At 52.4% G+C, this 26,168-nt stretch carries 26 protein-coding genes; 21 read left to right on the top strand and 5 right to left on the bottom strand.

Going from position 1 to position 26,168, the window contains the following annotated elements:
• Positions 1-117 precede the first annotated feature (117 nt).
• Positions 118-2,052, bottom strand: coding sequence for an RNase E specificity factor CsrD (csrD, locus tag KWG64_RS10230; protein ID WP_218521834.1), 1,935 nt, complete (start codon positions 2,050-2,052; stop codon positions 118-120).
• A gap of 397 nt (positions 2,053-2,449) precedes the next feature.
• On the opposite strand from csrD, the gene msrP reads away from it, so the two are divergent.
• The 11 genes from msrP to fis all read left to right on the top strand — a co-directional run bounded on the left by msrP (position 2,450) and on the right by fis (position 11,879).
• Positions 2,450-3,451 (top strand): protein-methionine-sulfoxide reductase catalytic subunit MsrP, encoded by a 1,002-nt coding sequence (gene msrP, locus KWG64_RS10225; RefSeq protein ID WP_195816278.1) that lies wholly within the window; start codon positions 2,450-2,452, stop codon positions 3,449-3,451.
• 16 nt (positions 3,452-3,467) lie between these two features.
• On the top strand, positions 3,468-4,070 hold the full coding sequence (msrQ, locus tag KWG64_RS10220; protein ID WP_218521833.1) for a protein-methionine-sulfoxide reductase heme-binding subunit MsrQ: 603 nt from the start codon (positions 3,468-3,470) through the stop codon (positions 4,068-4,070).
• A gap of 241 nt (positions 4,071-4,311) precedes the next feature.
• Positions 4,312-4,764 carry a type II 3-dehydroquinate dehydratase gene (gene aroQ / locus KWG64_RS10215; protein ID WP_013577295.1) on the top strand — a complete coding sequence of 151 codons (453 nt, stop codon included), beginning with the start codon at positions 4,312-4,314 and terminating at the stop codon, positions 4,762-4,764.
• A 32-nt stretch (positions 4,765-4,796) separates the two neighbouring features.
• Complete coding sequence (gene accB, locus KWG64_RS10210) at positions 4,797-5,261, top strand: acetyl-CoA carboxylase biotin carboxyl carrier protein (RefSeq protein ID WP_104924226.1); 465 nt, start codon at positions 4,797-4,799, stop codon at positions 5,259-5,261.
• Positions 5,262-5,272: 11 nt separating this feature from the next.
• Complete coding sequence (gene accC, locus KWG64_RS10205) at positions 5,273-6,622, top strand: acetyl-CoA carboxylase biotin carboxylase subunit (RefSeq protein ID WP_101074928.1); 1,350 nt, start codon at positions 5,273-5,275, stop codon at positions 6,620-6,622.
• A gap of 75 nt (positions 6,623-6,697) precedes the next feature.
• On the top strand, positions 6,698-6,946 hold the full coding sequence (locus KWG64_RS10200) for a YhdT family protein (protein ID WP_104924224.1): 249 nt from the start codon (positions 6,698-6,700) through the stop codon (positions 6,944-6,946).
• Complete coding sequence (gene panF / locus KWG64_RS10195; RefSeq protein ID WP_218521832.1) at positions 6,936-8,381, top strand: sodium/pantothenate symporter; 1,446 nt, start codon at positions 6,936-6,938, stop codon at positions 8,379-8,381. The genes KWG64_RS10200 and panF overlap by 11 nt, the downstream gene beginning before the upstream one ends.
• Before the next feature lie 44 nt (positions 8,382-8,425).
• Complete coding sequence (gene prmA, locus KWG64_RS10190; RefSeq protein WP_218521831.1) at positions 8,426-9,310, top strand: 50S ribosomal protein L11 methyltransferase; 885 nt, start codon at positions 8,426-8,428, stop codon at positions 9,308-9,310.
• Between the two features lie 147 nt (positions 9,311-9,457).
• Complete coding sequence (locus KWG64_RS10185; protein WP_218521830.1) at positions 9,458-10,195, top strand: carbonic anhydrase; 738 nt, start codon at positions 9,458-9,460, stop codon at positions 10,193-10,195.
• Positions 10,196-10,595: 400 nt separating this feature from the next.
• Positions 10,596-11,561, top strand: coding sequence for a tRNA dihydrouridine synthase DusB (gene dusB, locus KWG64_RS10180; RefSeq protein ID WP_104924220.1), 966 nt, complete (start codon positions 10,596-10,598; stop codon positions 11,559-11,561).
• A gap of 21 nt (positions 11,562-11,582) precedes the next feature.
• Positions 11,583-11,879 (top strand): DNA-binding transcriptional regulator Fis, encoded by a 297-nt coding sequence (gene fis / locus KWG64_RS10175; protein WP_004097144.1) that lies wholly within the window; start codon positions 11,583-11,585, stop codon positions 11,877-11,879.
• Between the two features lie 62 nt (positions 11,880-11,941).
• Here the strand turns inward: fis and KWG64_RS10170 are convergent, their stop codons facing one another.
• Entirely contained in the window at positions 11,942-13,021 is a 1,080-nt protein-coding gene (locus KWG64_RS10170) for a GGDEF domain-containing protein (RefSeq protein WP_218521829.1), read from the bottom strand.
• A gap of 417 nt (positions 13,022-13,438) precedes the next feature.
• On the opposite strand from KWG64_RS10170, the gene KWG64_RS10165 reads away from it, so the two are divergent.
• The 8 genes from KWG64_RS10165 to KWG64_RS10130 all read left to right on the top strand — a co-directional run bounded on the left by KWG64_RS10165 (position 13,439) and on the right by KWG64_RS10130 (position 20,901).
• Positions 13,439-13,870, top strand: a complete 432-nt coding sequence (locus KWG64_RS10165) for a DoxX family protein (protein WP_370530280.1) — start codon at positions 13,439-13,441, stop codon at positions 13,868-13,870.
• A gap of 420 nt (positions 13,871-14,290) precedes the next feature.
• Positions 14,291-15,211 (top strand): kdo(2)-lipid IV(A) palmitoleoyltransferase, encoded by a 921-nt coding sequence (gene lpxP / locus KWG64_RS10160; RefSeq protein WP_152327375.1) that lies wholly within the window; start codon positions 14,291-14,293, stop codon positions 15,209-15,211.
• Positions 15,212-15,296: 85 nt separating this feature from the next.
• Positions 15,297-15,482, top strand: a complete 186-nt coding sequence (locus KWG64_RS10155; RefSeq protein WP_195816284.1) for a hypothetical protein — start codon at positions 15,297-15,299, stop codon at positions 15,480-15,482.
• Positions 15,483-15,627: 145 nt separating this feature from the next.
• A complete protein-coding gene (locus tag KWG64_RS10150; protein ID WP_218521828.1) occupies positions 15,628-16,314 on the top strand; it encodes a CTP synthase in 687 nt (228 codons plus the stop codon).
• Between the two features lie 372 nt (positions 16,315-16,686).
• Positions 16,687-17,712: an amino acid ABC transporter substrate-binding protein gene (locus KWG64_RS10145; protein WP_101074918.1), complete on the top strand. Its 1,026-nt coding sequence runs from the start codon at positions 16,687-16,689 to the stop codon at positions 17,710-17,712.
• A 121-nt stretch (positions 17,713-17,833) separates the two neighbouring features.
• Positions 17,834-19,012 (top strand): amino acid ABC transporter permease, encoded by a 1,179-nt coding sequence (locus KWG64_RS10140; protein ID WP_195816286.1) that lies wholly within the window; start codon positions 17,834-17,836, stop codon positions 19,010-19,012.
• Between the two features lie 9 nt (positions 19,013-19,021).
• On the top strand, positions 19,022-20,131 hold the full coding sequence (locus tag KWG64_RS10135; protein ID WP_370530281.1) for an amino acid ABC transporter permease: 1,110 nt from the start codon (positions 19,022-19,024) through the stop codon (positions 20,129-20,131).
• Between the two features lie 8 nt (positions 20,132-20,139).
• Positions 20,140-20,901, top strand: coding sequence for an amino acid ABC transporter ATP-binding protein (locus KWG64_RS10130; RefSeq protein ID WP_101074916.1), 762 nt, complete (start codon positions 20,140-20,142; stop codon positions 20,899-20,901).
• A gap of 322 nt (positions 20,902-21,223) precedes the next feature.
• On the opposite strand, the gene KWG64_RS10125 is transcribed toward KWG64_RS10130, so the two are convergent.
• The 3 genes from KWG64_RS10125 to KWG64_RS10115 all read right to left on the bottom strand — a co-directional run bounded on the left by KWG64_RS10125 (position 21,224) and on the right by KWG64_RS10115 (position 23,580).
• Positions 21,224-22,018, bottom strand: a complete 795-nt coding sequence (locus tag KWG64_RS10125) for a YaeF family permuted papain-like enzyme (protein WP_218521827.1) — start codon at positions 22,016-22,018, stop codon at positions 21,224-21,226.
• A 457-nt stretch (positions 22,019-22,475) separates the two neighbouring features.
• Positions 22,476-23,165 (bottom strand): LrgB family protein, encoded by a 690-nt coding sequence (locus KWG64_RS10120; RefSeq protein WP_195816288.1) that lies wholly within the window; start codon positions 23,163-23,165, stop codon positions 22,476-22,478.
• Entirely contained in the window at positions 23,158-23,580 is a 423-nt protein-coding gene (locus KWG64_RS10115; protein ID WP_218521826.1) for a CidA/LrgA family protein, read from the bottom strand. Before KWG64_RS10115 ends, KWG64_RS10120 begins: the two co-directional genes overlap by 8 nt.
• A gap of 142 nt (positions 23,581-23,722) precedes the next feature.
• Here KWG64_RS10115 and KWG64_RS10110 point away from each other — a divergent pair, with 142 nt between their 5' ends.
• Positions 23,723-24,607 carry a LysR family transcriptional regulator gene (locus KWG64_RS10110; protein WP_218521825.1) on the top strand — a complete coding sequence of 295 codons (885 nt, stop codon included), beginning with the start codon at positions 23,723-23,725 and terminating at the stop codon, positions 24,605-24,607.
• A 195-nt stretch (positions 24,608-24,802) separates the two neighbouring features.
• Entirely contained in the window at positions 24,803-26,146 is a 1,344-nt protein-coding gene (locus tag KWG64_RS10105) for a glutamine synthetase family protein (RefSeq protein WP_255562150.1), read from the top strand.
• Positions 26,147-26,168 lie beyond the last annotated feature (22 nt).

Below are 26,168 nucleotides of genomic sequence, written 5' to 3'. Positions count from 1 at the left end.
TACACTTTCACCCACATATTCCGTCCACCTGCGGCCATAAAGCGTGCACCGGATGCCAGGTAAGGGTGTCGGTTAAAAGCTGGCTCATTCTACGTTAAATAAACCAATAACGGTCACTTAAACATCGCGGTTGTGTGAATATTTTTTACCGACCGGTTCAACAGGCTGTGGTCCGGCAAAAAAATCCCCCTGGCCGCCGTGGATCCCGCTTTTCTGCAAGGTGGTCCACTCTTCTTTTGTCCTTATGCCGGCGGCAAACACCAGCGCCTGAGTCCCTTCACATGCGCTGAGCAGACTTTGAACAAAGAGCTGATTTTCCACTCTTTTATCAATATCACGCACCAGTCCGGGGTGAAGCTTAACCCTTTCCACCGGAAAAGTTTTCAGATACGACGTGCTGACCACCGTCAGTCCGGCCTGTGAAACCGCCAGCCGACAGCCCAAACCTTGCAATAAACGGATCGCAGGGCGCAGCCGGTCGGTATGTTGACAGAGATCTGCCTCAGCAAGTTCAATCAAAATTCGGTTTCGCTGTTTTCTTTCGCACTGAAGCAGCGTGTCACGCAACCAGCGAACAAATGAGCGCTGCAATAATGAATCAACCGTCAGGTGAAATGCTAACGTTTCGTCCGGCCAGCGGTTAAGTAACGGAATAATCTGACTTAACATCACCCGATCGAAGCTCTGAGACAGCCCGAATTGCACGACAAGAGGAATGAATTCGGCCGCCAGCAGTTCCTGTTCACCGTCAAAGACGCGCCGCTGAATCTCGCGGTGATCGAGTTTTCCGTCTCTGCCAAACGCTGGTTTCTGGTACAAACGCGGGCCGCCGCGCGCCAGAGTGTTTTCCAGCAAAGTGCGCCAGCGCACGCTGCCACGCCCTTTTTCCGGCACGTTTTTATCGTAGATAAACCAGCTGTTGCTGCCCTGAAATGCCGCATGGCGCGTTGCCTGTTCGGCCATATCCATAGCCTGATCCGGCGTCTGGCCGAAACGGTACGCGGTGATCCCGATGTGCATCAGGGCGTCGCGGTCGATCAGAGAAGACGTCGGCAGTACGCCCAACGCATTGATTAACTGCGCGGCCATCACTTCGGCATCTTTCAGGGTGCGGTGAGGAAGAAGCACAGCAAAATCGCTGTGGAAGTAGCGCGCCAGCAGCGCATCCACATGTCGCATCACGAAAGTCGATAACAGGTTCACCATCGCCGACCGTAATTCTTCTACTACAGTCTGCCCATGGATTTCGCGCATCATGTCAAAATCGGGCAGCCGCAACAGCATCAGTACGCCATGCGCGCCCGCTTCTTCGAGTTGCGTCGCCAGCTGATTGTCGAAAAACAGCCGGTTGCTGAGCCCGGTTTGCGCATCCTGCTGGGCGTACGCGCGGATCAGCGTATCGACGCGGCTGCGCTGTTCGCGCGCTTCATTAAGATCGGTTAACAGGAGATCGATAGCGCTGCTGGCAGAATGCGGCCATTCGCCGACGGTGCCAGCCAGCCCTTCCCGCTCACCGCGCAAAATCCTGACAGCACGGTCTTCCAGTTTTTCCACACCGTCGGTTTCATTACGTAACCAGCGGAAACTCAGCATTAACATCGCGAGCATGACCACGATGGCCAGGCTGATAGCGAGCGTTGAACGCATGGAGCGGATATAGCTGCTGACGGGATCAATATAAGAAACACGCAGCGACATTGCGTGGTTTTGCATCAGGGGGATAACTACCGTGTCATATTCCGGCATCACGCTGTCCCACGAACGGTGCAAATCCGGGCGCTCGTGATATTCATAAACCGTAGAGTTATCGAGCTTTACCTCGATATCCGTGACGTCCAGCATGCGCATCGCCTGCGGCAGCCAGCGCTCGGCTTCTGCCGGGGTATGAGTCAGTAACGACTGATCATAAGTGGTCGCCAGCGCCTGTAAGTGCTGCTCGGTACTTTGCTTGTTGAGGTAGATAAAACTAAACGTCACGCCGAGCAACATTAACAACATTGCCAGCGCAACTAACATCGAAATGAGTGCCGATAGTCTGGTAGTAAATCGCATCCCTGTGCCTTACTCGCTACGGTGAGGTGGAAACAGCGCCCGTATTCTCTGAGCCTGCTACGAAAAAAACGCCGCTACTATAAAACAGAAAAACCCGCCCGCAGGAGAAATTTACCAAACAGACATGAAGGAATGTTACGGGCATTGGCGGGCGCAGGGCCTGATATTCGACAATATCTGACCATTTTGTACCCGGGAGAGTTGCATTTACATACATTCATAGCATAGCAACTCAAAAGTTAATCAATTTAGAATTCTTATGGTGGAAGGAGAAATGCGCCAAAACGGGGGATTAAAAATCGCTATTTTATTTGCCTGTCTCGCAAAACCCTGTGTTTCACGCCATGCTGTCTACATAACGATAAAAACATTAATAAGATGAATACCGGAGACTGCAATGTCCAAATTTCGCAAGCTGACGGAAGCTGATGTCACCCCCGAGGATATCTTTCAGGATCGCCGTAAAGTTTTGCAGGCGCTGGGGATCAGCGCAGCCGCACTGGCGATCCCGGCCAGTGCGCAGGCAGATATTCTTTCCTGGTTCAAAGGCCACGACCGCCCGCCCGCGCCTGCGGGCAAGCCGCTGGATTTCACCAAACCCGCTGCCTATCAGAATTCACTCGCGTTAACCCCGGAAGATAAAGTGGAAGGCTACAACAACTTCTACGAATTCGGGCTGGATAAAGCCGACCCGGCCGCGAATGCCGGGCAACTCGTGACGTCACCCTGGACGATAAAAATCGACGGTGAAGTGGCTAAACCGCTCACACTCGATATGGACGACATCATGAAGCGCTTCCCGCTGGAGGAGCGAATCTACCGCATGCGCTGCGTGGAAGCCTGGTCGATGGTGGTTCCATGGGTCGGATTCCCGCTGAGTTCCCTGCTCAAACTGGCCGAACCGACCAGCAATGCGCGCTATGTCGCGTTCACCACCCTTTATGATCCGGCACATATGCCGGGGCAGAAAGACCGGTTTATCGGCGGCGGGCTGGATTATCCGTATGTCGAAGGATTACGTATAGATGAGGCGATGCATCCGCTGACAATGCTTACCGTCGGCGTTTACGGCAAAGCATTGCCGCCGCAAAACGGTGCGCCTGTTCGCCTGACCGTGCCGTGGAAATACGGTTTCAAGGGGATTAAGTCGATCGTGAGCATCAAATTCACCCACGACGAACCACCGACGACCTGGAACCAGATTGCGAACAATGAATACGGTTTTTACGCCAACGTGAATCCGCATGTTGATCATCCGCGCTGGTCGCAGGCCACGGAACGATTTATCGGTTCAGGCGGATTGCTCGACGTTCAGCGCCAGCCGACGCTGCTCTTCAACGGTTATGCCGAACAGGTCGCCTCGCTGTATCACGGTATGGATTTACGGAAGTTCTATTAAGGAAGGCCACTTTATTATGCGTCGTTTAAGCCCTGCAAATATCACCTGGCTGAAAGTGGTCATCTACCTTGCCGCCATTTTGCCGTTTTTATGGCTCGTACTTTCTGTCGATCAGGGCTGGTTCAGCGCCGATCCGGCGAAAGATATTCAGCATTTTACCGGTAGGATGACTCTGAAATTTTTACTGGTGACACTGCTGGTCACGCCCGTCGCGCGCTATGGCAAACAGCCACTGCTTATCCGCACCCGCCGTTTGCTGGGTTTATGGTGTTTTGCGTGGGGAACTCTGCATCTTCTCAGCTATTCGTTCCTTGAGCTGGGCATCAGCAATATCCGTCTGCTTGGCAGCGAACTGATTTCGCGCCCGTACCTCACGCTGGGAATTATCTGCTGGATCTTGCTGCTGGCGCTGGCCTGCACCTCCACGCTTTGGGCACAGCGTAAAATGGGCGCATCCTGGCAAAAGCTGCATAACTTTATCTATCTGATCGCAATTCTTGCGCCGATCCACTACCTTTGGTCGGTGAAAGTGTTGTCGCCACAACCGATCATTTACGCAACACTTGCCGTCATCTTGCTGGCATTTCGCTATAAAAAATTCCGCCAGTGGCTGCGATAAGTGCCGGAACTTTTCTGTGTTCAGCCCCTCATAATTCGGGTAATTCCCCTCTCAATCTCAGGACGAGGGTTGATTATCTTCGCTGATAAGACCAGTATTTAGCTGCGAATTGCCACGATATCATTATAATGCCCGACCTCATGCCGAAGAGACGGGTCGATTTGCCGCGAAATAGGTGACAAATCGGTGACATCAGGGTATTTTCTACAATCTTTGTCTAATTGCCGGAGATAGGCTCACAATGGCGCATAAGTTTGACATTTTGCTACTTAACGGTCCTAACCTGAATTTGTTAGGCACCCGTGAGCCTGAAACGTACGGACACACCACGCTCAACGATATTGTTAAAGGTTTGGAAGTTCAGGCTGCTGCCGCTGATGTGGCACTGAGCCATCTGCAATCGAACGCAGAACATGTCCTGATTGAACGTATTCATCAGGCACGCGGAAATGTCGATTTTATATTGATCAATCCCGCGGCCTTTACCCATACCAGCGTGGCGCTGCGCGATGCATTACTGGGGGTGTCGATTCCGTTTATCGAGATCCATCTGTCGAATGTACATGCCCGTGAAGCGTTCCGGCATCATTCCTATCTTTCCGACATCGCAGTGGGCGTTATTTGCGGACTTGGCGCAGATGGCTACCACTTTGCATTACAGGCAGCGGTTAACCGCTTGTCAAAAACCCACTAATTTCTACGCAAAAAGAGTACGGAATCACACCCATGGATATTCGTAAAATTAAAAAACTGATCGAACTGGTTGAAGAATCAGGTATTTCTGAACTGGAAATTTCTGAAGGTGAAGAGTCAGTTCGTATCAGCCGTGCTGCACCTGTGCAGGCTTATCCTATGATGCAACAGGCTTACGCAATGCCTGCACAACCACAGCCTGGTCTGGCTGCTGCGGTTGCGCCAGCTGCTGCGCCTGTAGAAGCGGCTCCAGCTGCAATCAGTGGTCACATCGTTCGTTCTCCAATGGTGGGTACGTTCTACCGCACGCCAAGCCCTGACGCGAAAGCCTTCATCGAAGTGGGTCAGAAAGTCACCGCGGGCGATACCCTGTGTATCGTTGAAGCGATGAAAATGATGAACCAAATCGAAGCAGACAAATCCGGTGTTGTTAAAGCAATTCTGGTAGAAAGCGGCCAACCGGTTGAGTTCGACGAGCCGCTGGTCGTCATCGAATAACGAGGCGTACCATGGTAGATAAAATTGTTATCGCGAACCGCGGCGAAATTGCCCTGCGTATTTTGCGTGCCTGTAAAGAAATGGGCATCAAAACCGTTGCTGTGCACTCCACCGCTGACCGCGACCTGAAACACGTGCTGCTGGCAGACGAAACCGTCTGTATCGGCCCTGCACCTTCAGTAAAAAGCTATCTGAACATCCCTGCCATCATCGCGGCGGCGGAAATCACTGGCGCGGTGGCTATCCACCCTGGCTACGGTTTCCTGTCCGAGAATGCGGATTTCGCAGAGCAGGTTGAACGTTCTGGTTTTATCTTCATCGGCCCGAAAGCTGAAACTATCCGCCTGATGGGTGACAAAGTTTCTGCGATCCACGCGATGAAAGCAGCCGGCGTACCTTGCGTACCAGGCTCTGACGGCCCGCTGGGCGACGACATGGATTTAAACCGTGGCTTCGCTAAACGTATCGGCTATCCGGTCATCATCAAAGCCTCTGGCGGCGGCGGTGGTCGTGGTATGCGTGTTGTGCGCAGCGATAAAGATCTGGAACAGTCCATCAACATGACCCGTGCTGAAGCCAAAGCGGCTTTCAACAACGACATGGTTTACATGGAAAAATACCTGGAAAACCCACGTCACGTGGAAATTCAGGTACTGGCAGATGGTCAGGGCAACGCCGTTTATCTGGCTGAACGTGACTGCTCCATGCAGCGACGTCACCAGAAAGTGGTGGAAGAAGCGCCAGCACCAGGCATTACGGAAGAACTGCGTCGTTTCATCGGCGAACGTTGTTCCAAAGCTTGTGTGGATATCGGCTACCGCGGTGCGGGTACTTTCGAGTTCCTGTACGAAAACGGTGAGTTCTTCTTCATCGAAATGAACACCCGTATCCAGGTAGAGCATCCGGTTACCGAGATGATCACCGGTGTGGATTTGATTAAAGAGCAGCTACGCATTGCGTCCGGCCAACCTCTTTCAATTAAACAAAGCGATGTGCACGTCAAAGGCCATGCGGTGGAATGCCGTATTAACGCGGAAGATCCCAACACCTTCCTGCCAAGCCCGGGCAAAATCACTCGCTTCCACGCACCAGGCGGCTTCGGTGTTCGTTGGGAATCGCACATTTACGCAGGCTACACTGTGCCTCCGTACTACGATTCCATGATTGGTAAACTGATCACTTACGGCGAAACCCGTGAAGTGGCCATTGCCCGCATGAAAAATGCGCTGGCTGAGCTGATCATCGACGGCATCAAAACCAACATTGAACTGCAAATGCGTATCATGGATGACGAGAACTTCCAGCACGGTGGAACCAATATCCACTATCTGGAAAAGAAACTCGGTTTGCAGGAAAAATAAAAGACCGTACCGTTGCGTACTCTCTTATCAAGGCCGGATATTCCGGCCTTTTTTACGTTTTGGGGGGACAGGAAAATGATCACTGATAAGCGTTTTCTTCAAGCTAACCGCGAAGCCCGCTGGGCCTTTGGGCTGACGATTGCCTATCTACTGGCGTGGTGTTTCGCCGCCTATATTCCTGATGATAAACAGGGCATTACAGGGTTGCCGCACTGGTTCGAAATGGCCTGTCTGCTGGTGCCTCTGGTCTTCATTCTTTTAAGCTGGCTGATGGTTCGCGTGATTTACCGCGATATTCCGCTGGAGGATCAAGATGCAAATTGAAGTTTTATTGCCGCTGATCGCCTATTTGCTGCTGGTTTTCGGCCTGTCGGTATACGCCTATACCCGCCGCCAGCAGGGCAATTTTCTGACTGAATATTTCCTCGGTAACCGCTCCATGGGCGGCTTCGTTCTTGCCATGACCCTGACCGCCACCTACATCAGCGCCAGTTCCTTTATCGGCGGCCCCGGTGCGGCGTACAAATTTGGCCTCGGCTGGGTATTACTGGCGATGATCCAGTTGCCCGCCGTTTGGCTGTCGCTGGGCGTTCTGGGTAAGAAATTCGCAATTCTGGCGCGCCGCTACAATGCGGTTACGCTCAATGACATGCTGTTTGCACGTTACCAGAGCCGTTTACTGGTCTGGCTGGCGAGCCTGAGCCTGCTGGTGGCGTTTCTGGGTGCGATGACCGTGCAGTTTATCGGCGGCGCCCGCCTGCTGGAAACCGCTGCCGGAATTCCCTACGACACCGGTCTGCTGATTTTTGGCATCAGCATCGCGCTGTACACCGCATTTGGCGGCTTCCGTGCCAGCGTGCTCAACGATGCCATGCAAGGGCTGGTGATGTTGCTGGGCACCATTTTGCTGCTGTTTGCGGTGATCCACGCCGCCGGTGGCCTGCACACCGCTATCGATAAACTGCAACAAATCGACCCGAAACTGGTTTCCGTTCACGGCGGAGATGACGTTCTCTCGCTGCCGTTTATGGCATCGTTCTGGATACTGGTGTGTTTTGGGGTTATCGGCCTGCCGCATACCGCCGTCCGCTGTATTTCCTACAAAGACAGCAAAGCGGTGCATCGCGGGATTGTGCTCGGAACGATTGTCGTTGCGGTCCTGATGCTCGGTATGCATCTGGCCGGAGCGCTCGGACGCGCCGTGCTGCCGGATCTGAAAATTCCCGATCAGGTGATCCCGACGCTGATGATCACCGTGCTGCCGCCTTACGCCGCCGGGATTTTTCTCGCCGCACCGATGGCCGCCATTATGTCGACGATCAACGCACAGCTTTTACAGTCATCTGCGACTATCGTTAAAGACTTATACCTCGGCATCAAACCGGACCAGCTGGCGAACGAGCGCAAGCTAAAACGCTTCTCGAGCTGGGCGACGTTTGTGCTGGGTTTACTGGTTCTGCTGGCCGCATGGCGTCCGCCTGAAATGATTATTTGGTTGAATTTGCTGGCTTTCGGCGGGCTGGAAGCCGTGTTCCTGTGGCCACTGGTACTCGGCTTATATTGGGAACGCGCTAACGCGACGGGTGCGCTGAGCTCAATGATTGTTGGCGCGGTTTGTTATACCCTGCTCGCCAGTATCGACCTGCACATCGCCGGTCTGCATCCGATTGTGCCGTCGCTTTCGCTGAGTCTGCTGGCGTTTTATATCGGCAACAAATTTGGCTCACCGGCGCGCGAAACCGCACTGAAGCCGTCCTGACCGGGCGGCAGTGATTTTTACAGATTGTTAAGAAGAGAATGGCTATGCCTTGGATCCAACTGAAAATTAATACCACCGGTGAAAACGCGGAAACGCTGAGCGACGCGCTTATCGAAAGTGGCGCAGTGTCCGTCACTTTCCAGGATACGCACGACAATCCGGTGTTTGAACCGCTGCCAGGCGAAACCCTGCTGTGGGGCGATACCGACGCGATTGGCCTGTACGACGCCGAAACCGACATGGAAGAAGTAGTCGCCATGCTGGAAAACGAACCGCTGCTGGGCAAAGGTTTCGTGCATAAAATCGAACAGCTTGAAGACAAAGACTGGGAACGCGAGTGGATGGATAACTTCCACCCGATGCGTTTTGGCGAGCGTCTGTGGATTTGCCCGAGCTGGCGCGATGTGCCGGATCCGACGGCGGTTAACGTGATGCTGGATCCCGGTCTGGCGTTTGGTACCGGGACGCACCCGACAACCGCCATGTGTCTGCAATGGCTCGACAGTCTGGATCTGACCGATAAAACCGTGATCGACTTCGGTTGTGGTTCCGGCATTCTGGCGATCGCCGCGCTGAAATTAGGCGCTAAACACGTCGTAGGGATCGACATCGATCCGCAGGCGATCCAGGCCAGCCGTGATAACGCAGAACGTAACGGCGTTTCAGAGCGTCTGTCGCTGTATCTACCAAAAGACCAGCCGGAGAACCTGTCTGCCGACGTCGTCGTCGCAAACATTCTGGCAGGCCCGCTGCGCGAGCTGGCCCCGCTTATCAGTGTGCTGCCGGTTGCTGGCGGTCATCTGGGGCTTTCAGGCATTCTGGCCAGCCAGGCGCAAAGCGTCGCTGATGCTTACCGTGATAAGTTCGAACTGGATACGGTTGCCGAGAAAGAAGAATGGTGCCGTATTACAGGCGTTAAAAAAGCCTGATTTGTTGCCTGTAACCCTTTCTGTTTGTGCAGAAAGGGTTAGTTTTATCCGAAAATCCTCTCCGCCCTCCTGTCACTCTGTTCCCTTCCTGCTAAAACCCTTAATATCAGCACGGTTTTTTACTCAATGTTATGAAAGGGATATTTCATGAAACGCGCATTACTGTCAGTTGTGCTGGCCGCTTTAACATTTTCTGCTTACGCCAGCGAAACCCCGCACTGGTCTTACGATGGCGACGAAGCCCCGCAGAACTGGTCAAAACTCAGCCCGGATTTTCATCTTTGCGAACAGGGAAAAATGCAGTCTCCCGTCGATATCAAAGACGCCATGAAAGTGCATCCGCACCCGCTGGAACTCAGCTACACCTTACCGCCGGTGAACGTGGTCAATAACGGTCACAGCGTGCAGGTGAATGTCCGGGAAGGTGATTTTATTACCCTCGATGGTGAGAAGTTCGTGCTTCAGCAATTCCATTTCCATGCGCCAAGCGAAAACACCATCAACGGCAAATCCTTCCCGATGGAAGCGCATTTTGTACACATGGATGCAGACGGCGAGATTGCCGTGGTGGCCGTGATGTTTGAAACCGGTGCCGCCAATCCTGAGCTGGAAAAAATCTGGCAACAGATGCCGGAAAAGATGGGTGAAACGGTACCGCTGAAAAGCAAAGTCGCGCTGTCCGGCTTACTGCCGAAAGACCTGACGCATTACCGTTTTAGCGGATCGCTGACCACGCCACCTTGTACTGAAGGCGTTCGCTGGCTGGTCATTAAACAGCCTCTGACGCTCTCTGAGCAACAGTTAGAGAAATTCCAGCATGTTCTTCATCATGCGAATAACCGCCCTGTACAAAGCCTTCACGGCCGCGTGATCGTCGCGGAATAAAAACTTCAGAACATCAGGGCCACGGAACCGGCTTTTGTGGCCCTGAATCCTTTCTGAAAATAAGATGTCATCCGAACGTAAAATAAGTCACTTTCTGACCAAAAGACGATCTGCATCACGGATTTTTGTGGTTGTTGCTGCTTAAAACGGCAAATCAACCCTTAGAATCCGCTGTTATAACAGGATGTTTCAGAGAGATATTAGGAATTTGCCTAAGCGCACAATTTGACCGTCGTCACATAACTCAATGTAAAACCAAGATAAAAAACAAAACCATACTGCATTTTGCCGCTGGCAAGGCTATTTCTTATCAAATTGCTCAAAGTTTGGCCTTTCATATCGTAACGAAAATGCGTAATATACGCGCCCTTGCGGACATCAGTATGGTCATTCCTAGTTAATGCGCATCGGACACATCCAGCTTACAAATTGCCTGATTGCGGCCCCAATGGCCGGTATCACTGACCGACCATTTCGTGCCTTATGTCATGCGATGGGGGCTGGGATGGCAGTATCTGAAATGCTCTCCTCCAATCCGGAGGTGTGGCGTACGGATAAGTCACGTTTGCGTATGGTACATAACGATGAACCGGGGATCCGCGCCGTGCAAATTGCCGGTTGTGACCCCGAAGATATGGCGGCTGCTGCACGAATTAACGTGGAAAGCGGTGCGCAAATCATTGATATCAATATGGGCTGCCCGGCCAAGAAAGTGAACCGCAAACTGGCAGGATCTGCTTTGTTGCAGTATCCGGATTTGGTCAAACAAATCCTCACTACCGTTGTGAATGCGGTAGATGTGCCAGTCACGTTGAAAATCCGTACTGGATGGGCACCGGAACACCGTAACTGTGTACAAATTGCCCAATTGGCTGAAGACTGTGGAATTCAGGCCCTGACTATTCATGGCCGAACCCGTGCCTGCCTCTTCAATGGAGAAGCAGAGTACGACAGCATTCGGACAGTTAAGCAGAGTGTTTCCATTCCGATTATCGCGAATGGCGACATAACTGACCCGCATAAAGCCAGGGCGGTACTCGACTACACCGGAGCTGATGCTCTGATGATAGGACGTGCCGCTCAGGGGAGACCCTGGATCTTCCGGGAAATCCAGCATTATCTGGACACAGGGGAGCTGTTACCTCCACCGCCTATGGGTGAGGTTCAGCGCTTGTTAATAGGGCACGTACGGGAATTGCACGACTTTTATGGTCAAGGCAAGGGATTCCGTATCGCCCGTAAGCACGTTTCCTGGTATCTCCAGGAGCATGCCCCGAATGACCAGTTTCGGCGCTCCTTCAACGCCATAGAGGATGCCAGCGAACAGCTGGAGGCGTTGGAAGCATATTTCGAAAATCTTGCGTAACAAAAAAGAGCTGACAGAACTATGTTCGAACAACGCGTGAATTCTGACGTACTGACCGTTTCTACCGTAAACTCACAAGACCAGGTGACTCAAAAGCCCCTGCGTGACTCGGTAAAACAAGCACTTAAGGGCTACTTCGCTCAATTGAATGGTCAGGACGTGAATGACCTGTATGAGTTGGTATTGGCTGAAGTTGAACAGCCACTGTTGGACATGGTGATGCAGTACACCCGTGGCAACCAGACTCGTGCGGCCCTGATGATGGGTATCAACCGCGGTACGCTGCGTAAGAAACTGAAAAAATACGGCATGAACTGATACTAATCAGTCGTTGTCTTGAAAAGGCGCTTTTCCGCAAGGAGAGCGCCTTTTTTGTTACCTCAAAGATTCAGCGAGCAGCAGGAAACGCCGAACTCAACCCGGTCACGGCCGCCCTCTTTGGCTTTGTATAACGCCGCATCAGCACTGTTTATCACTGTGTCCGGCATACAGGTTTTTTCGCACAGTGCTACGCCCGCTGAGATGGTGAGGCTGAAAGTTGAATCGCCCTCAAAGCTGATGAATTCGTTACGGCGCACAGTACTAAGCAGCCTTTCCAGCGTGCTTTCCGCGGTTTTCATGTCGGGGGCATCTATGATCAGCATGAATTCTTCGCCGCCAAAACGCCCGAGGTAATCGCTGCCGCGAATGCTGTCGCCAATCAGCGCCGCGATCTCCACCAGGACCTTATCACCGGTGAGATGCCCGTAGGTGTCATTGACGGTTTTAAAAAAATCGACATCGATTAAAGAAAGATAAAACCGCTCCCTGCCAATTTTCATATGATTAATATGGTCGATAATGCCAAAACGGTTTGGCAGGCCGGTCAGCTGATCAGTTTGCGCACGTTTTTCCAGTGCATTTATATTCAGGAATATCTGAATGATTTTCGCGAAGAAAACATACAACAAAGATAAGAATACAATACTGAAAGGTGCCCGGATTATCGCCGTATTTAACATCCCTCTTTCGTGCAAAAACTGCCAGTTTAGCAGAATTGAAAATGTATCTGATATCGCAATAACCAGCAAAAATTTTGTATATTTCCTGCCTTTCCATATTTCTGAAATGAATGACAGCGCAATAAATGAGAGTAAAAATAACGTATAGTGCGGTGAATTATTCACAACCCTTAGCAGATGGACTAACCCGCCGAAGAACAATGCATACGGACCAAAAATCAGCGACGCCAGAACGATAGGGCATAGCGTCAGGCCCAGCAGAGCGTCGCTGCTAAGCAGCGTGTTCTTGTAGATGTAGTTCGCAATCAATCCGCTGAAAATACCAATGGCTATCTGGCAGACGCGAGAATCGACTTTCTTATGCGCCATCAGATACAAAGAAGGAATCGAAAGAGCGAAATAGACCACGCTGATGATATGAATTGAACTCGTTATCATAGGTAAAATATCGTTATTCATTGAATAATCCTTTACATGTTATTTATTTCATTCCGTTTTAAACACCAACTCATATAAAATAATAATTAGAACAGTGATAATTTTGGAACCCGGCATTAGACATCGATATTAATTGCAATGACAATAAATAGTTTAAATCCTGTCGATCGTTTTATTTAATAGTCCTGCTGTATTTTTGATACGCATTCCAAAAATAAATAAGTCGAAAGTCTAAAAATGTTTCTTAATAACCGGAAATCTCCGTCCGTGCTCAGTGCTCCAGCCCCACAAAATCCCAGCGGGTTCTGATGCCGGTTTATGCCTGCGGATTAACTGAACAAAACTTAACCCAGATCAACCCAAATGAGAATAATTCTCCACTCGTTTCGCGATTAGGAATTACTTTATAGAGACAAGAAAACGTCTCTGGGAGTGACAATGATGAAGCAACTTTATATCCGTTTTACCACTGCGCTGAACAAACCTGACCTGGCCATTTTACTGCTGAGGATCACCTATGGCCTGCTGATTTTTCATGGCTGGCATAAGTTACACGACGGGCTCGGCGGCATTCAGGGCATGCTGGCAGGCTACGGCATTCCGGCGTTCGTGGCATATGGCGTGATCATCGGGGAAGTGATTGCTCCGGTCATGATGATGCTGGGGATTTTCACCCGTCTTGCCGCGTTGTCAGCGGCGGCCACCATGATTGTTGCGTGGCTGATGGTCGGTATCCACCATACTTTTGCACTGTCACCGGTCGGTGCCTGGGCAATTGAAGACATCGTGTATTACTTCATGGCGGCCATAGTGATTGCGCTGTTCGGCAGTGGCCGTTATTCCGTGATGAGTAACCCGTTATACCGCTGATTGACACTCTCAGCGTGTTTCCTGATGAAGCACGCTGAGTTTTCCGAATAACGCGTTTTACGTTCCGAAATGCAGTTCATTCTTTCCACAGTCTTTTCATTGAAGTGTCCAATAATAGACGTAAATAAACGGTAAAGAGGGCGTTTATCGGACAACTCCCCTCTCCGGTTAAACAGTCCGTCATGCTATACTCACCTTAAGAGTCGTATTCGCCCCGCTCAACGCCTACGGATAGCCCTTCAGCATCGCGATCCCGCCTTTTAACAGTGTCTGTACAAAGTAAAAGTTGCGTCAACTTGTGTCGTTTCCAAAACGTTTTCGAACGCCAGTTGTCCCAATATTTGCCAGACAATCCGTACCGCGACTGAGCTATCTCGTTACGCGTTACCCCGGTTTTTTTATGCAGATGATTAGGCTTTTATGACTTCTCCTCGCTTTCGTGCATCGTTTTTACATCCGCGCTACTGGCTCACCTGGTTTGGGCTCGGTGTCCTGTTCCTGCTGGTTCAGCTTCCTTATCCGGTACTTTACCGTCTGGGTATCTGGCTTGGCCGCACGTCCATGCGCTTTCTGAAACGCCGCGTGTCGATTACCCGCCGCAACCTGCAACTGTGTTTCCCGGATTTGCCAGCCGATCAGGTTGAAGCCCGGATCATCAGTAACTTTGAATCTCTCGGCATGGGCTTGCTGGAAACCGGCATGGCCTGGTTCTGGTCTGACGCCCGCGTTAAACGCTGGTTTGACGTCAGCGGCCTGCACAACCTGAAAAAGGCGCAGGAGAACAACCAAGGCGTGCTGGTTATCGGCGTGCATTTTATGTCACTGGAACTCGGTGGCCGTGCGATGGGGTTATGTCAGCCTATGATGGCGATGTACCGCCCGCACAACAATAAAGCGATGGAATTCGTGCAGACCTGGGGTCGCATGCGTTCGAACAAAGCGATGCTGGATCGCAAGGATTTACGCGGTATGGTCCACGCGCTGAAAAAGGGCGAAGCCGTCTGGTTTGCACCGGATCAGGATTACGGCCCGCGCGGCAGCGTCTTCGCACCGTTGTTTGCCGTTGATCAGGCCGCAACGACCAGCGGAACTTTCATGCTGGCACGTCTGGCAAAACCTGCGCTGGTGACCGTGGTTCTGGTACGTAAAGCCGGCGGTAAAGGTTACGAACTGGTGATTCAGCCACAGTTAGAAGATTACCCGATTGACGACGAAATGGCCGCAGCGGCTTACATGAACCGCGTGATTGAAAAAGAAATCATGCGTGCGCCCGATCAGTATCTCTGGCTGCACCGCCGCTTCAAAACGCGACCGGCGGGAACGCCTTCGCTTTATCGATAGCCGCAAACGCAATAAGATATCAGGCCCGATGCCACCGCATCGGGCTTTTTCTTTGAAAAACCTTCAACGCGAGATACCTCTTCTTATGGCTAAAAAACCCGATGCGACACCTTCCATCTTTGATCACCTCAAAGATGACGACAGCTTCGATCTGTGGGGCCGTTCAGGCCTCAGCACCGCGCTCAATAAAGCCAAGCCGAAAGCACCGGACAATGAGCAGATTGCCGCCGCGCGTAAACTGATTAAAGGCAGTAAAACGCAGGCCGAATGAAGATGTAAAAACGCGCCCGATAAACCCACCTCGCGTGGGTTTTTTAATGCCTTTCGTACTGCGAAAATAGCTGATGAGAATTTTTCAAACGACAACGTAATGACATTTCTGTAACCTCTCTTTTTACCTGCCCTGGAGAGAAGTGATGAAAAACTCTGTACGTCTGGCGCTGGTCGGAGACTACCACTCCGCGATCACTGCCCATCAAGCCATTCCCCTTGCCATCGACCTCACAGCACAACACTTCAGCATTGAAATCCACGCCGACTGGCTCGCAACCGACACAATCACCCCTGAAATCCTCAAGAATTACGATGCCTTCTGGTGTGTGCCCGGCAGCCCGTACCGCTCAACCGAAGGTGCGCTGAGCGCCATCCGTTTTGCCCGGGAGAATCGCAAACCGTTTCTGGGAACCTGCGGCGGATTCCAGCACGCCATCATTGAATACGCGCGAAATGTGATGGACTGGCAGGATGCCGGACACGGCGAAACCGACACAGAGGGCCGTCTGGTCATCAGCGCGCTGTCGTGTGAAATGGTGGAAGTTAAAAGCGAAATTACGTTTGTGCCGGGCAGCATTCCGGCGCGCGCTTACGGCAAGCTGGAAGTGGAAGAAGGCTACCACTGCCGCTATGGCATCAATACAGAGTTTCAGGCTGCGCTGGAGGCTCAGCCGCTGAAAATGGTCGGCCATGATTCGAACGGTGAGGTTCGCGCCATTGAATTACCGGAACATCCGTTTTTTGTCGCCACCTTGTTCCAGCCGGAACGCGCCGCACTAAAAGGTCAGCTTCCGCCGCTGGTGGCTGCACTCATAAAGTCCCTTCTCTGAGTCACGCCATTTCAAAATGTCTCTCAGACCTTCGGGTCTGAGAGATTACCTCATCGTTTTGCCTCATTTTTTAACCAAATATGACGCCATATTTCCTCCTGCTGCAAAGACCGCGATCTGCACTCCAATATTGAAATATTCCGCACCGTTTTAAGGCGCTCACATTGACCGCGCACCTAAACGGGGCAATAAATTTTATAGCGTCCATCAATGTTACTGAGCAAATCCTCAAGGTGACTTGATTGATCGGGCGTTTTCCATGTTGGCACTCCCTTTGCAAAGACAGGTGCAGAGGGCGTTGCCCCATAAACAGACAGGGTGCTCCGGCACTCACACAATAATAATTTTCAGTTTTGTCTCACAGGACGCTTTATGAAAAAAATATTGCTCTCAACGCTGATTGCCGCAGCAAGCTTCGTGACACTGGCTGGTCAGGCTCATGCAGGTACCACTCTGGATGCTGTTAAAAAGAAAGGATTTGTTCAATGCGGTATCAGCGACGGCCTGCCAGGCTTCTCCTACGCTGACTCCAAAGGCAAATTCACCGGTATCGACGTTGACGTCTGTCGCGCGGTGGCTGCTGCCGTGTTTGGTGATTCTGAGAAAGTAAAATACACCCCGCTGACCGCAAAAGAGCGTTTCACCGCCCTGCAGTCTGGCGAAGTGGACATCCTGTCCCGTAATACCACCTGGACCTCTTCCCGCGATGCGGGCATGGGAATGATCTTCGCCGGCGTGAACTACTACGACGGCATCGGTTTCCTGACTCACCAGAAAGCCGGTCTGAAAAGTGCAAAAGAACTGGATGGCGCAACCGTCTGCCTGCAAGCCGGTACGGATACCGAGCTGAACGTAGCCGATTACTTCAAAGCCAACAAAATGACCTACACCCCGGTGACCTTCGACCGTTCAGACGAAAGTGCGAAAGCGCTGGACTCCGGCCGTTGCGATACCCTGGCTTCCGACCAGTCTCAGCTGTACGCACTGCGTATCAAACTGGGTAAACCGGACGAGTTCATCGTTCTGCCAGAAGTTATCTCTAAAGAACCCCTGGGCCCGGTCGTACGCCGTGGTGACGAAGACTGGCTGGCCGTTGTGCGCTGGTCACTGTTCGCCATGCTGAACGCCGAAGAAATGGGCGTGACGTCTAAAAACGTTGAGCAACTGGCCGCTAACCCGACAACACCAGACATGAGCAACCTGCTGGGCAAAACCGGGACTTACGGTGCTGACCTGAAAGTGCCAAATGACTGGGTTGTGAAAATCGTCAAACAAGTCGGCAACTACGGCGAAAGCTTTGAACGCAACGTCGGTCAGGGCAGCGAGCTGAAAATAAAACGTGGCCAGAACGCATTGTGGAATGCAGGCGGGATCCAATACGCACCACCAGTCCGCTAAATATCCTTCGTTTTTGAAGTCAGATATTCCCGTGATTGAAATGCTTTAAGGATGCTGATGCACCGGTCGTTCCCCGGTGCATCACTTCCACGGATTTACCGCATATTGAGGTTCACCCTATATGTCGCAACGCCCAACCGGAAAAGGATCGTTCTCGCTGACCAACCCAGCCGTACGAGCCTGGATTTACCAAATTTTCGCGGTGGTGTTGCTGGTAGCCTGTCTTGGTTACCTGCTCCACAACACCATTACCAATCTAACGACGCGAGGGATCACCTCGGGATTTGCGTTTCTTGAAAAAGGTGCCGGTTTCGGCATTGTTCAGCACCTTATCGACTACCAGGAAGGCGACACCTACGCACGCGTATTTGTTATCGGTCTGCTGAATACGCTGCTGGTTTCCGCGCTGTGTATCGTTTTCGCTTCGATTCTCGGGTTCATTATCGGGTTAGGACGTCTCTCCGATAACTGGCTGATCCGTAAAGTGTCGACGGTCTACATCGAGACTTTCCGTAATATTCCCCCACTGCTGCAAATCTTCTTCTGGTACTTCGCCGTATTGCGAAACCTGCCGGGACCGCGTCAGAGCCTGAACGCTTTTGACACGATTTTCGTCAGCAACCGCGGCCTGTATCTGCCGTCGCCGGAGCTGGCACCGGGCAGCCTCGCAGGCCTTATCGCGCTGCTGCTGGCGATAGCCGGAATTGTGGCGCTGCAACGCTATAACCATTTCCGTCAGATCCACACCGGACGCGTCTGGCGCATCTGGCCGTGGGCTGTCGTGATGCTTATCGTCCTGCCGGGGCTGGCGCACCTGATTTTCGGGCCCGCGCTGCACTGGGATATGCCTGCGCTGCGCGGATTTAACTTCCGCGGCGGCATGGTGCTCATTCCGGAACTGGCCGCGCTGACGCTGGCGCTGTCCGTGTACACCTCCACGTTTATCGCGGAAGTGATCCGCTCCGGTATTCAGTCGGTTTCGCACGGTCAGCATGAAGCCGCCCGTTCGCTCGGCCTGCCGAATCCGGTCACGCTGCGCCAGGTTATTTTACCACAGGCCATGCGGGTGATTATTCCGCCGCTGACCAGCCAGTATCTGAATATCGTGAAAAACTCCTCTCTGGCGGCCGCAATTGGCTATCCGGATATGGTGTCTCTGTTTGCCGGTACCGTGCTCAACCAGACCGGTCAGGCGATTGAAACCATTGCCATCACGATGTCCGTTTACCTGATTATCAGCCTGGTCATCTCCTTCCTGATGAATATTTATAACCGGCGTATTGCGCTGGTCGAGCGTTAAGGGAAATCCATGACGATGACAACACTTCCTCCCGGAGTCAGAGCCGTCAAGCCCGGTACGCCAGTCGGGACTGCCGTGCTGTGGGCACGCAAAAATCTGTTCTCCAGCTGGTTTAACAGCCTGCTGACGCTGTTTTGTTTATGGCTGATGTGGCTGGTGATCCCTCCCCTGCTGAACTGGGTGATTTTCCAGGCCAACTGGGTCGGAACCGCACGAACGGACTGCACCAAAGCCGGTGCCTGCTGGGTGTTTATCCACGCGCGTTTCGGGCAATTCATGTACGGGCTGTATCCGTTTGATCAACGCTGGCGTATTAACGTCACCCTGATTGTCGGTCTGCTGACGCTGGCACCGATTTTCTTCAAAGCGATGCCACGCCGCGGTCGTTACATCACGGCCTGGATTGTTCTGTTCCCGATTTTCACCTGGATCATGCTGTACGGCGGATTCTTTGGTCTGAGCCTTGTCGAAACCCGCCAGTGGGGCGGCCTGACGCTGACGCTGATCATCGCCGCAGTCGGCATCGCCGGTGCGTTACCGCTGGGGATTATGCTGGCGCTGGCACGACGTTCGCGTCTGCCGATCGTGCGTATTCTGTCGGTGATTTTCATCGAATTCTGGCGCGGCGTGCCGCTGATTACCGTGCTCTTCATGTCCTCGGTGATGCTGCCGCTGTTCATGACCGAAGGAACCAACATCGACAAACTGGTGCGCGCGCTGGTGGGTGTGGTGCTGTTCCAGTCGGCGTATGTCGCGGAAGTGGTGCGCGGCGGTTTGCAGGCGCTGCCGAAAGGCCAGACCGAAGCCGCCGAATCACTGGCGCTCGGCTACTGGAAAACGCAGGGTTTAGTCATTCTGCCGCAGGCGCTGAAAATGGTGATACCGGGTCTGGTCAACACTATCATCGCGCTGTTTAAAGACACCAGTCTGGTGATCATTATCGGCCTGTTCGACCTGTTCAGCAGCGTCCAGCAAGCCACCGTCGATCCTGAATGGCTCGGCATGTCGACCGAAGGCTACGTCTTCGCCGCTGCCGTCTACTGGATTTTCTGTTTTAGCATGTCGCGTTATAGCCAGCATTTGGAAAGACGCTTTCACACCGGGCGATCCGCACACTGAGGTAAACCATGAGCGACCATCAAGTCACTGAAAAACAAAATATGATGATCACGCTGGAAAACGTGAACAAGTGGTACGGACAGTTCCACGTATTGAAAGACATCAATCTGAACGTGAAACCGCGCGAACGTATCGTCCTGTGCGGCCCTTCCGGCTCCGGTAAATCAACGACCATTCGTTGCATTAACCATCTGGAAGAGCATCAGCAGGGGCGCATTGTGGTTGACGGCACCGAGCTGAATGATGATTTGCGTAACATCGAGCGCGTGCGTACCGAAGTCGGAATGGTATTCCAGCACTTCAACCTGTTCCCGCATCTTACCGTGCTGCAAAACTGCACGCTGGCCCCTTGCTGGGTGCGTAAGATGCCGAAGAAAGAGGCGGAAGAACTGGCGATGCATTACCTTAAACGCGTGCGTATCGCCGAACATGCCAACAAATTCCCCGGCCAGCTTTCCGGCGGACAACAGCAGCGCGTGGCGATCGCCCGTTCGCTGTGCATGAAACCGAAAATCATGCTGTTTGATGAACCGACGTCTGCGCTCGATCCGGAAATGGTGAAAGAGGTGCTCGACACCATGATCACGCTGGCCGAAGAAGGCATGACCATGTTGTGCGTTACGCATGAAATGGGTTTTGCCAGAACGGTAGCCGACCGGGTGATCTTTATGGATCGCGGGGAGATCGTCGAGGAAGCGCCACCGCTGGAGTTCTTCGCGAATCCTAAGTCCGCGAGGACGCGGGAGTTCTTATCGCAGGTTATACATTAAGCTGAGGCCGCAGCTTGAAGCGGCTTTTCAGGCTGGAAAGGTGAAAGTTTCGGTTTCTCAATAGCAGTGCTCACGTAGCCTTTCGAGCCGAAACCGACCAAAAGAGGGAAGTGCTTTCCCTCTTTTGGATTTCTCCCCGCTTTTTTACTCCGCGCTGTCGCGGGGACGACGGACGTATTCCGCGACACCCGCGTGTGGCGCAAATCTCGCCGCTGCGCGGTCCCTTCACTCGGTGTTCGAGACTCAGGTCTCGAAACGCTCAATCAGCAAGATTTTGAGCGCGCCATAGGGGCATTTTTGAAAAGCGTGGGTTCCGGCGTTTCTACCCAAATACGGCGTTATAGAGATTCCATTTTTTCAGATGACCGACGTATTGCAGGGGCTGGACGGGGGTGAACGAGGAAATATCGCCTTCACGCATGTGGAGTAAATCGGCGGGTGAAATCCATAATGCGTTTGAAACGGTAATCGGATTGCCGGCGTAATTGAATGCTTCAATCACAAACTGCGAACAGAAGAATGTCTCCTGCGCATCTGCCGAATCGCCAATCTGAACGGTAGCGAGCGTATCAAAACACTGACTGCGGCCTTTGCCAAAGAACACCGGTAAATCGCACACCCGGCGGGACAACGTATATGGCGCGATAATCACGATCCCTTTGTAGTTATATTTCTTCCCGCGTTTGCTTTGCGCAAAGAATCTTAACCGTTGCAGCTGTTCATCGCTAAATCCCGGGTGGCGCAAACTCACCATCGAGTTACTGTGAGACAACGCCTGTTCCAGAGAAACAATCTGCACGCCCTCACCCACCGCTTCGGCGACTTCGCCGTTCCCGAGATATACCGACGCATGGCTGACGCCCGAAAGGCTGAATAAACGGATCCCCAGCGACGTCACGCCCGTCGTTGACGAAAGCAGAATATCGCCAGGCTGAAGGTGCTCCGCGCCGATGGTCACCGCGTCATTACTCTCAAGCGTTGAAATACGCTGCATGTGTAACGCCGTCTTACTGGCCGAAGGCTGCAACGCCGCCTGCTGAGAAATATTCGTCTGCGTACTGCATCCCGACAGCCATAAAAGACCGCCGCAAACCGCCGCCCGGTTCAGATAAATCATTTTGCATCCTTGCCATGAATTATAGAAATTTCAAATGTTCTTTTTATTAAGATTTTTCCTGCATATACAATCACTTCACAGAAAATATATCCGCCGGCATTCTAGCAGAAAAAATAAACAAAACGTTGCTTACAAAATGGGGCGCGAAAACAAAAGGGCATAAAGACGAGGAGGAACGAAAAACTCAGGAGGCGCAATCAGAAAGCTTGCTGAACGGAGCGGCTTCGAGACCTGCGGCTCGAAGACCGAGAGAAGGCACCGCGCAGCGGCAAGTTTTCGCGCCAGGCGGCGGAGTACCAGAACATGTCCTTCGTCCCCGCGGCAGCGCGCAGTTAAAGAGCGCGGAGTCCAGAGGCCCGCGCGTTACCGGGTCTCTGGTCGGTGTGGGCCGACGCCCACGGTTTTGAATTTGAATTTGAATTTGAATTAAAAGTTTTCGATCTTTTTCAAAAGATCATCACCACATTACAATCCCAATCACCGGTGCCATCACTACAGTCACAACGCCCGCCAGCATCATCACCAGACTCGCCACCACGCCTTCTTCGGCGCCCAGTTCATAAGCCCGCGCGGTCCCCGCACCGTGCGACGCCGCACCAAACCCGGCACCTTTCGCCAGACCGCTTTTCACCGAAAGCCGCAGGAATAACATGTCGCCGACCGCCATACCGAATACACCAGTGATCACCACGAACAGCGCCACCAGATCCGGTTGCCCGCCCATTTGCTTCGCCGCCGCCAGCGCAAACGGCGTGGTGATGGACCGCACCGCCAGGCTGCGCTGCACTTCTTCCGGCAACGTCAGTATTTTTGCCAGCCAGACCGAACTGCTGACCGCCACCACAATCGCCGTCACCACGCCCGCACTCAGCGATAACCAGTGACGGCGGATGACCGCCATATTTTCATAAACCGGCACGGCAAATGCGATGGTTGACGGGCCAAGCAACCACAGCAGCCAGTGCGTTTCGCCGATGTAATCCTGATAAGACGTGTGCGTCACGACCAGTAAAATCACCAGCACGATGGGCGTAAATACCAGCGGCATCAGCAACAATGTGCGGCGCTGGCGGTAGAGTTTTTTGTTGGCGTAATACAGCCCGAGCGTGATCACAAAACATAAAACGCTGATAAGAAGATCAGTCACGCGATGCCTTCCTCGCCGCCAGACGCTGCTCCAGCCGGTACATTTTATCGACAACAACCGCCGTCGCGCCGAGTGTCAGAAGCGTACTGACGCCAATCACCACAAAGATTTTCCAGCCTTCGATCATCAGCAGCTGGGCGTAATTCACTACAGCCACCACCGCCGGAACGAAAAACAGCAGCATTTCAGCCAGCAACCAGCGGGAACCCGCCTTCACCCAGTTCAGCGGCAAAACGCGGAACATAATCAGCAGCAAAAGCATCAGCATACCAACGATATTGGCCGGTAAAGGCAGATGCAGCACAGTGACAAGACGATCGGCGATAACAAATAACACCGCATAAAGCACCACCTGAACGGGGATCTGACAGTGGGTCAGCAGGGACGGCGCTTTCGTGCGCAACGCCAGCAACATGGGAACGACCTCAGAGGACAAAAAAGGGACAAAATTCAGTATACGCTCGCAGGAAACCGGTAAAGAAATGAATTAAAATCATAAAAATGATTCCAATCTGGAATACTGTGTTACTTACCGATCTCAGCGGGGAAGTCAGTGAATGGACGTTCGTACATTACGCTATTTTGTCGAAGTGGTACGCCAGCAGAGCTTCACCCGCGCGGCGGAAAAATTATTCGTCACGCAGCCGACCATCAGCAAAATGCTGCGCCATCTGGAAGAAGAGCTGGAATGCACGCTGATCATCCGCGAAGGACGACGCCTTCGGCTCACCGACAGCGGTCAGGCGCTCTACCAGCGCGGGCTGAATATCCTGGAAGAGTTCCGCCAGCTCGAAGCCGAACTGGAAGACATTAATACGCTTAAGCTCGGGCATTTGCGATTGGGTATTCCGCCGATGGTGGGCACTCAAATTGCGCCGCTGATCGGCAGTTTCCGCCAGCAATATCCGGGTATCGAACTGATTATTTCTGAATTTGGCGGGCTGACCGTTCAGCAGGCGGTCATCTCAGGCGAGCTTGATCTGGCGCTCACCGCCCTACCCGCTGACGCCGTGCCGTCCATCGCTTCATTGCTGCTTTTCAGCCATCCGCTGTGCGTGGTGGTTCCGCGCACGCCGCACTGGCTGAACCGGACACGCATTGCCCTCAGCGAACTGGCGGAAGAAAGCATCCTGATTTACAACGAAGATTTCGCGCTATACCGCCAGCTGATGGACGCCTTTTCGGCACACGGTTTCACGCCCAAAATTGCCGCCCGCAGCGGCCAGTGGGATTTCTTAGCCGCCATGGTACAAACCGGCATGGGTGTGGCTATTTTGCCGGAACCTATCTGTCAGCGGCTGGACAAAAATACGCTGCTGTGGCTGCCGCTCGAGCCGCTGATGCCGTGGCAGCTGGGGCTGATCTGGCATCAGGGCAGTTATCTTTCACACAGCGCACAGGCGTGGATTGCGCTATGCCGGGATTACTGGCCGCAACCCTGAACGCGGTATTTATACTTTTTTTACGACGGCAACTTTAATCTTTATGTTGCCGATATATCCTTTCTTCTGCGCATAAATTAATCTCAATTTATCGCCGAAAGGTATGCGTGAAAGAAAAATATGAATCCGACATTCAAGCCTTCATTATTAAAACACTCACCTGCTTTATTCAGTTCTCCGGTAATTTCAAAGTTAGTGGCCAATGAAAGCCAGCTGACGCTTGAAAATACGACGCCGGGAAATAACAGTACTTTCCGTCAGGAAGCAGAACGTTATTTATTAAACAACCCGGACACGAAACATATTGATGTTTATCTTAACGACATCAACGGTTCATTCAGGGGGAAAAGGATGAATATCACCTCCCTGCTTTCACTGGAAAAAGGCGCATATTTTCCTCAGTCCGTTTATTCCATGGACAAAGAAGGCAAAGTGCAGAGTACGCTGAATGATGATCTGGCAATGAATGAGCCGGACAGAATATGTTTTCCTGTCGCAGGCACCCTGCGCCCGTGCGGCCATAATCCGGCTGAAAATGCACAAATATTACTGACGATGAAAAACGATCAGGGAAATCCTTATTCGCTTGAGCCGCGCGTTATCCTGGCAAACGTGCTGAGTAAATTCCATGAACATGGTTTATACCCGGTGATTGCGCCCGAAATTGAGTTTTATCTCGAAGACTCCCAAAACCGTCACATTCAGAATTCCGGATGTTTTCATTTAGCGGTTCCGTCTGAACATACCGCGTTTATTGAAGAGCTTGAGACGATGGCGACGCGGCAAAACCTGCCTTTAACGGGCATTGTTTGTGAGGCGGAAGCCGGTCAGTTTGAGTTAAACCTGCAACACTCCGGGCAGGTCGTCGACATCTGCGAGAGCGTGCTGGCGCTTCGCCGCTTAACCAGCACCGTCGCCCGCAGGTTTGGATTCAACGCCAATTTCATGGCTAAACCGTATTCGCAAATATCAGGCAGCGGCCTGCATTTTCATATCAGCCTGAACGACGAACAGGGCAATAATGTTTTTGCCTCCGGCGACAAAAACCTGAATGAAATGATGCGTCTGTGTCTCGCCGGCATGCTTAACCTGATGCCCGCTTCTATGGCGATCCTGGCACCCAACGTCAATTCATTCAGACGATTGAGGAAAAACCTGAATGAGCCCCTGTTCAGTTCCTGGGGCGTTAATCAGCGATCGGCGGCATTACGCATTCCCTGTTCAGGCGAAGCGCATCGCCGCATTGAATACCGTTTGACGGGGTCGGATGCCAACCCTTATCTGGCGATGGCCACCATACTGACAGGCATGCTTTACGGGCTGGAAAAAATAGAGGACGACCCGGTTGCTGATCTGACGGCCTGCTCGCCCGTTTTGCCTTTATTCCAGCAGCACGCCCTTGATGAATTCCGGCAATGCCCGTATTTAACCGCGGCGCTGGGCGAGGCATTTTCCCGACAGTGGATCCAAACCAAACTCTCTGAACTGACGTGGTTCGAAAGTATCGTCACGCCTGAGGAAAGTACATTTTCCTATTAAGTTATTTTCTTATTAAACAGTG

This window comes from Rahnella sp. PD12R (genome assembly GCF_019200965.1).
Classification (GTDB): Bacteria; Pseudomonadota; Gammaproteobacteria; order Enterobacterales; family Enterobacteriaceae; genus Rahnella; species Rahnella laticis.
Note: the sequence above shows the minus strand (reverse complement) of the source record. Positions and strands in the feature narration are given on the sequence as shown.

Bases quoted from the DNA above. Each gene is read 5' to 3' on its own strand.
- csrD (WP_218521834.1), bottom strand. From the start codon at position 2,052: ATGCGATTTACTACCAGACTATCGGCACTCATTTCGATGTTAGTTGCG.
- msrP (WP_195816278.1), top strand. From the start codon at position 2,450: ATGTCCAAATTTCGCAAGCTGACGGAAGCTGATGTCACCCCCGAGGAT.
- msrQ (WP_218521833.1), top strand. From the start codon at position 3,468: ATGCGTCGTTTAAGCCCTGCAAATATCACCTGGCTGAAAGTGGTCATC.
- aroQ (WP_013577295.1), top strand. From the start codon at position 4,312: ATGGCGCATAAGTTTGACATTTTGCTACTTAACGGTCCTAACCTGAAT.
- accB (WP_104924226.1), top strand. From the start codon at position 4,797: ATGGATATTCGTAAAATTAAAAAACTGATCGAACTGGTTGAAGAATCA.
- accC (WP_101074928.1), top strand. From the start codon at position 5,273: ATGGTAGATAAAATTGTTATCGCGAACCGCGGCGAAATTGCCCTGCGT.
- KWG64_RS10200 (WP_104924224.1), top strand. From the start codon at position 6,698: ATGATCACTGATAAGCGTTTTCTTCAAGCTAACCGCGAAGCCCGCTGG.
- panF (WP_218521832.1), top strand. From the start codon at position 6,936: ATGCAAATTGAAGTTTTATTGCCGCTGATCGCCTATTTGCTGCTGGTT.
- prmA (WP_218521831.1), top strand. From the start codon at position 8,426: ATGCCTTGGATCCAACTGAAAATTAATACCACCGGTGAAAACGCGGAA.
- KWG64_RS10185 (WP_218521830.1), top strand. From the start codon at position 9,458: ATGAAACGCGCATTACTGTCAGTTGTGCTGGCCGCTTTAACATTTTCT.
- dusB (WP_104924220.1), top strand. From the start codon at position 10,596: ATGCGCATCGGACACATCCAGCTTACAAATTGCCTGATTGCGGCCCCA.
- fis (WP_004097144.1), top strand. From the start codon at position 11,583: ATGTTCGAACAACGCGTGAATTCTGACGTACTGACCGTTTCTACCGTA.
- KWG64_RS10170 (WP_218521829.1), bottom strand. From the start codon at position 13,021: ATGAATAACGATATTTTACCTATGATAACGAGTTCAATTCATATCATC.
- KWG64_RS10165 (WP_370530280.1), top strand. From the start codon at position 13,439: ATGATGAAGCAACTTTATATCCGTTTTACCACTGCGCTGAACAAACCT.
- lpxP (WP_152327375.1), top strand. From the start codon at position 14,291: ATGACTTCTCCTCGCTTTCGTGCATCGTTTTTACATCCGCGCTACTGG.
- KWG64_RS10155 (WP_195816284.1), top strand. From the start codon at position 15,297: ATGGCTAAAAAACCCGATGCGACACCTTCCATCTTTGATCACCTCAAA.
- KWG64_RS10150 (WP_218521828.1), top strand. From the start codon at position 15,628: ATGAAAAACTCTGTACGTCTGGCGCTGGTCGGAGACTACCACTCCGCG.
- KWG64_RS10145 (WP_101074918.1), top strand. From the start codon at position 16,687: ATGAAAAAAATATTGCTCTCAACGCTGATTGCCGCAGCAAGCTTCGTG.
- KWG64_RS10140 (WP_195816286.1), top strand. From the start codon at position 17,834: ATGTCGCAACGCCCAACCGGAAAAGGATCGTTCTCGCTGACCAACCCA.
- KWG64_RS10135 (WP_370530281.1), top strand. From the start codon at position 19,022: ATGACGATGACAACACTTCCTCCCGGAGTCAGAGCCGTCAAGCCCGGT.
- KWG64_RS10130 (WP_101074916.1), top strand. From the start codon at position 20,140: ATGAGCGACCATCAAGTCACTGAAAAACAAAATATGATGATCACGCTG.
- KWG64_RS10125 (WP_218521827.1), bottom strand. From the start codon at position 22,018: ATGATTTATCTGAACCGGGCGGCGGTTTGCGGCGGTCTTTTATGGCTG.
- KWG64_RS10115 (WP_218521826.1), bottom strand. From the start codon at position 23,580: ATGTTGCTGGCGTTGCGCACGAAAGCGCCGTCCCTGCTGACCCACTGT.
- KWG64_RS10110 (WP_218521825.1), top strand. From the start codon at position 23,723: ATGGACGTTCGTACATTACGCTATTTTGTCGAAGTGGTACGCCAGCAG.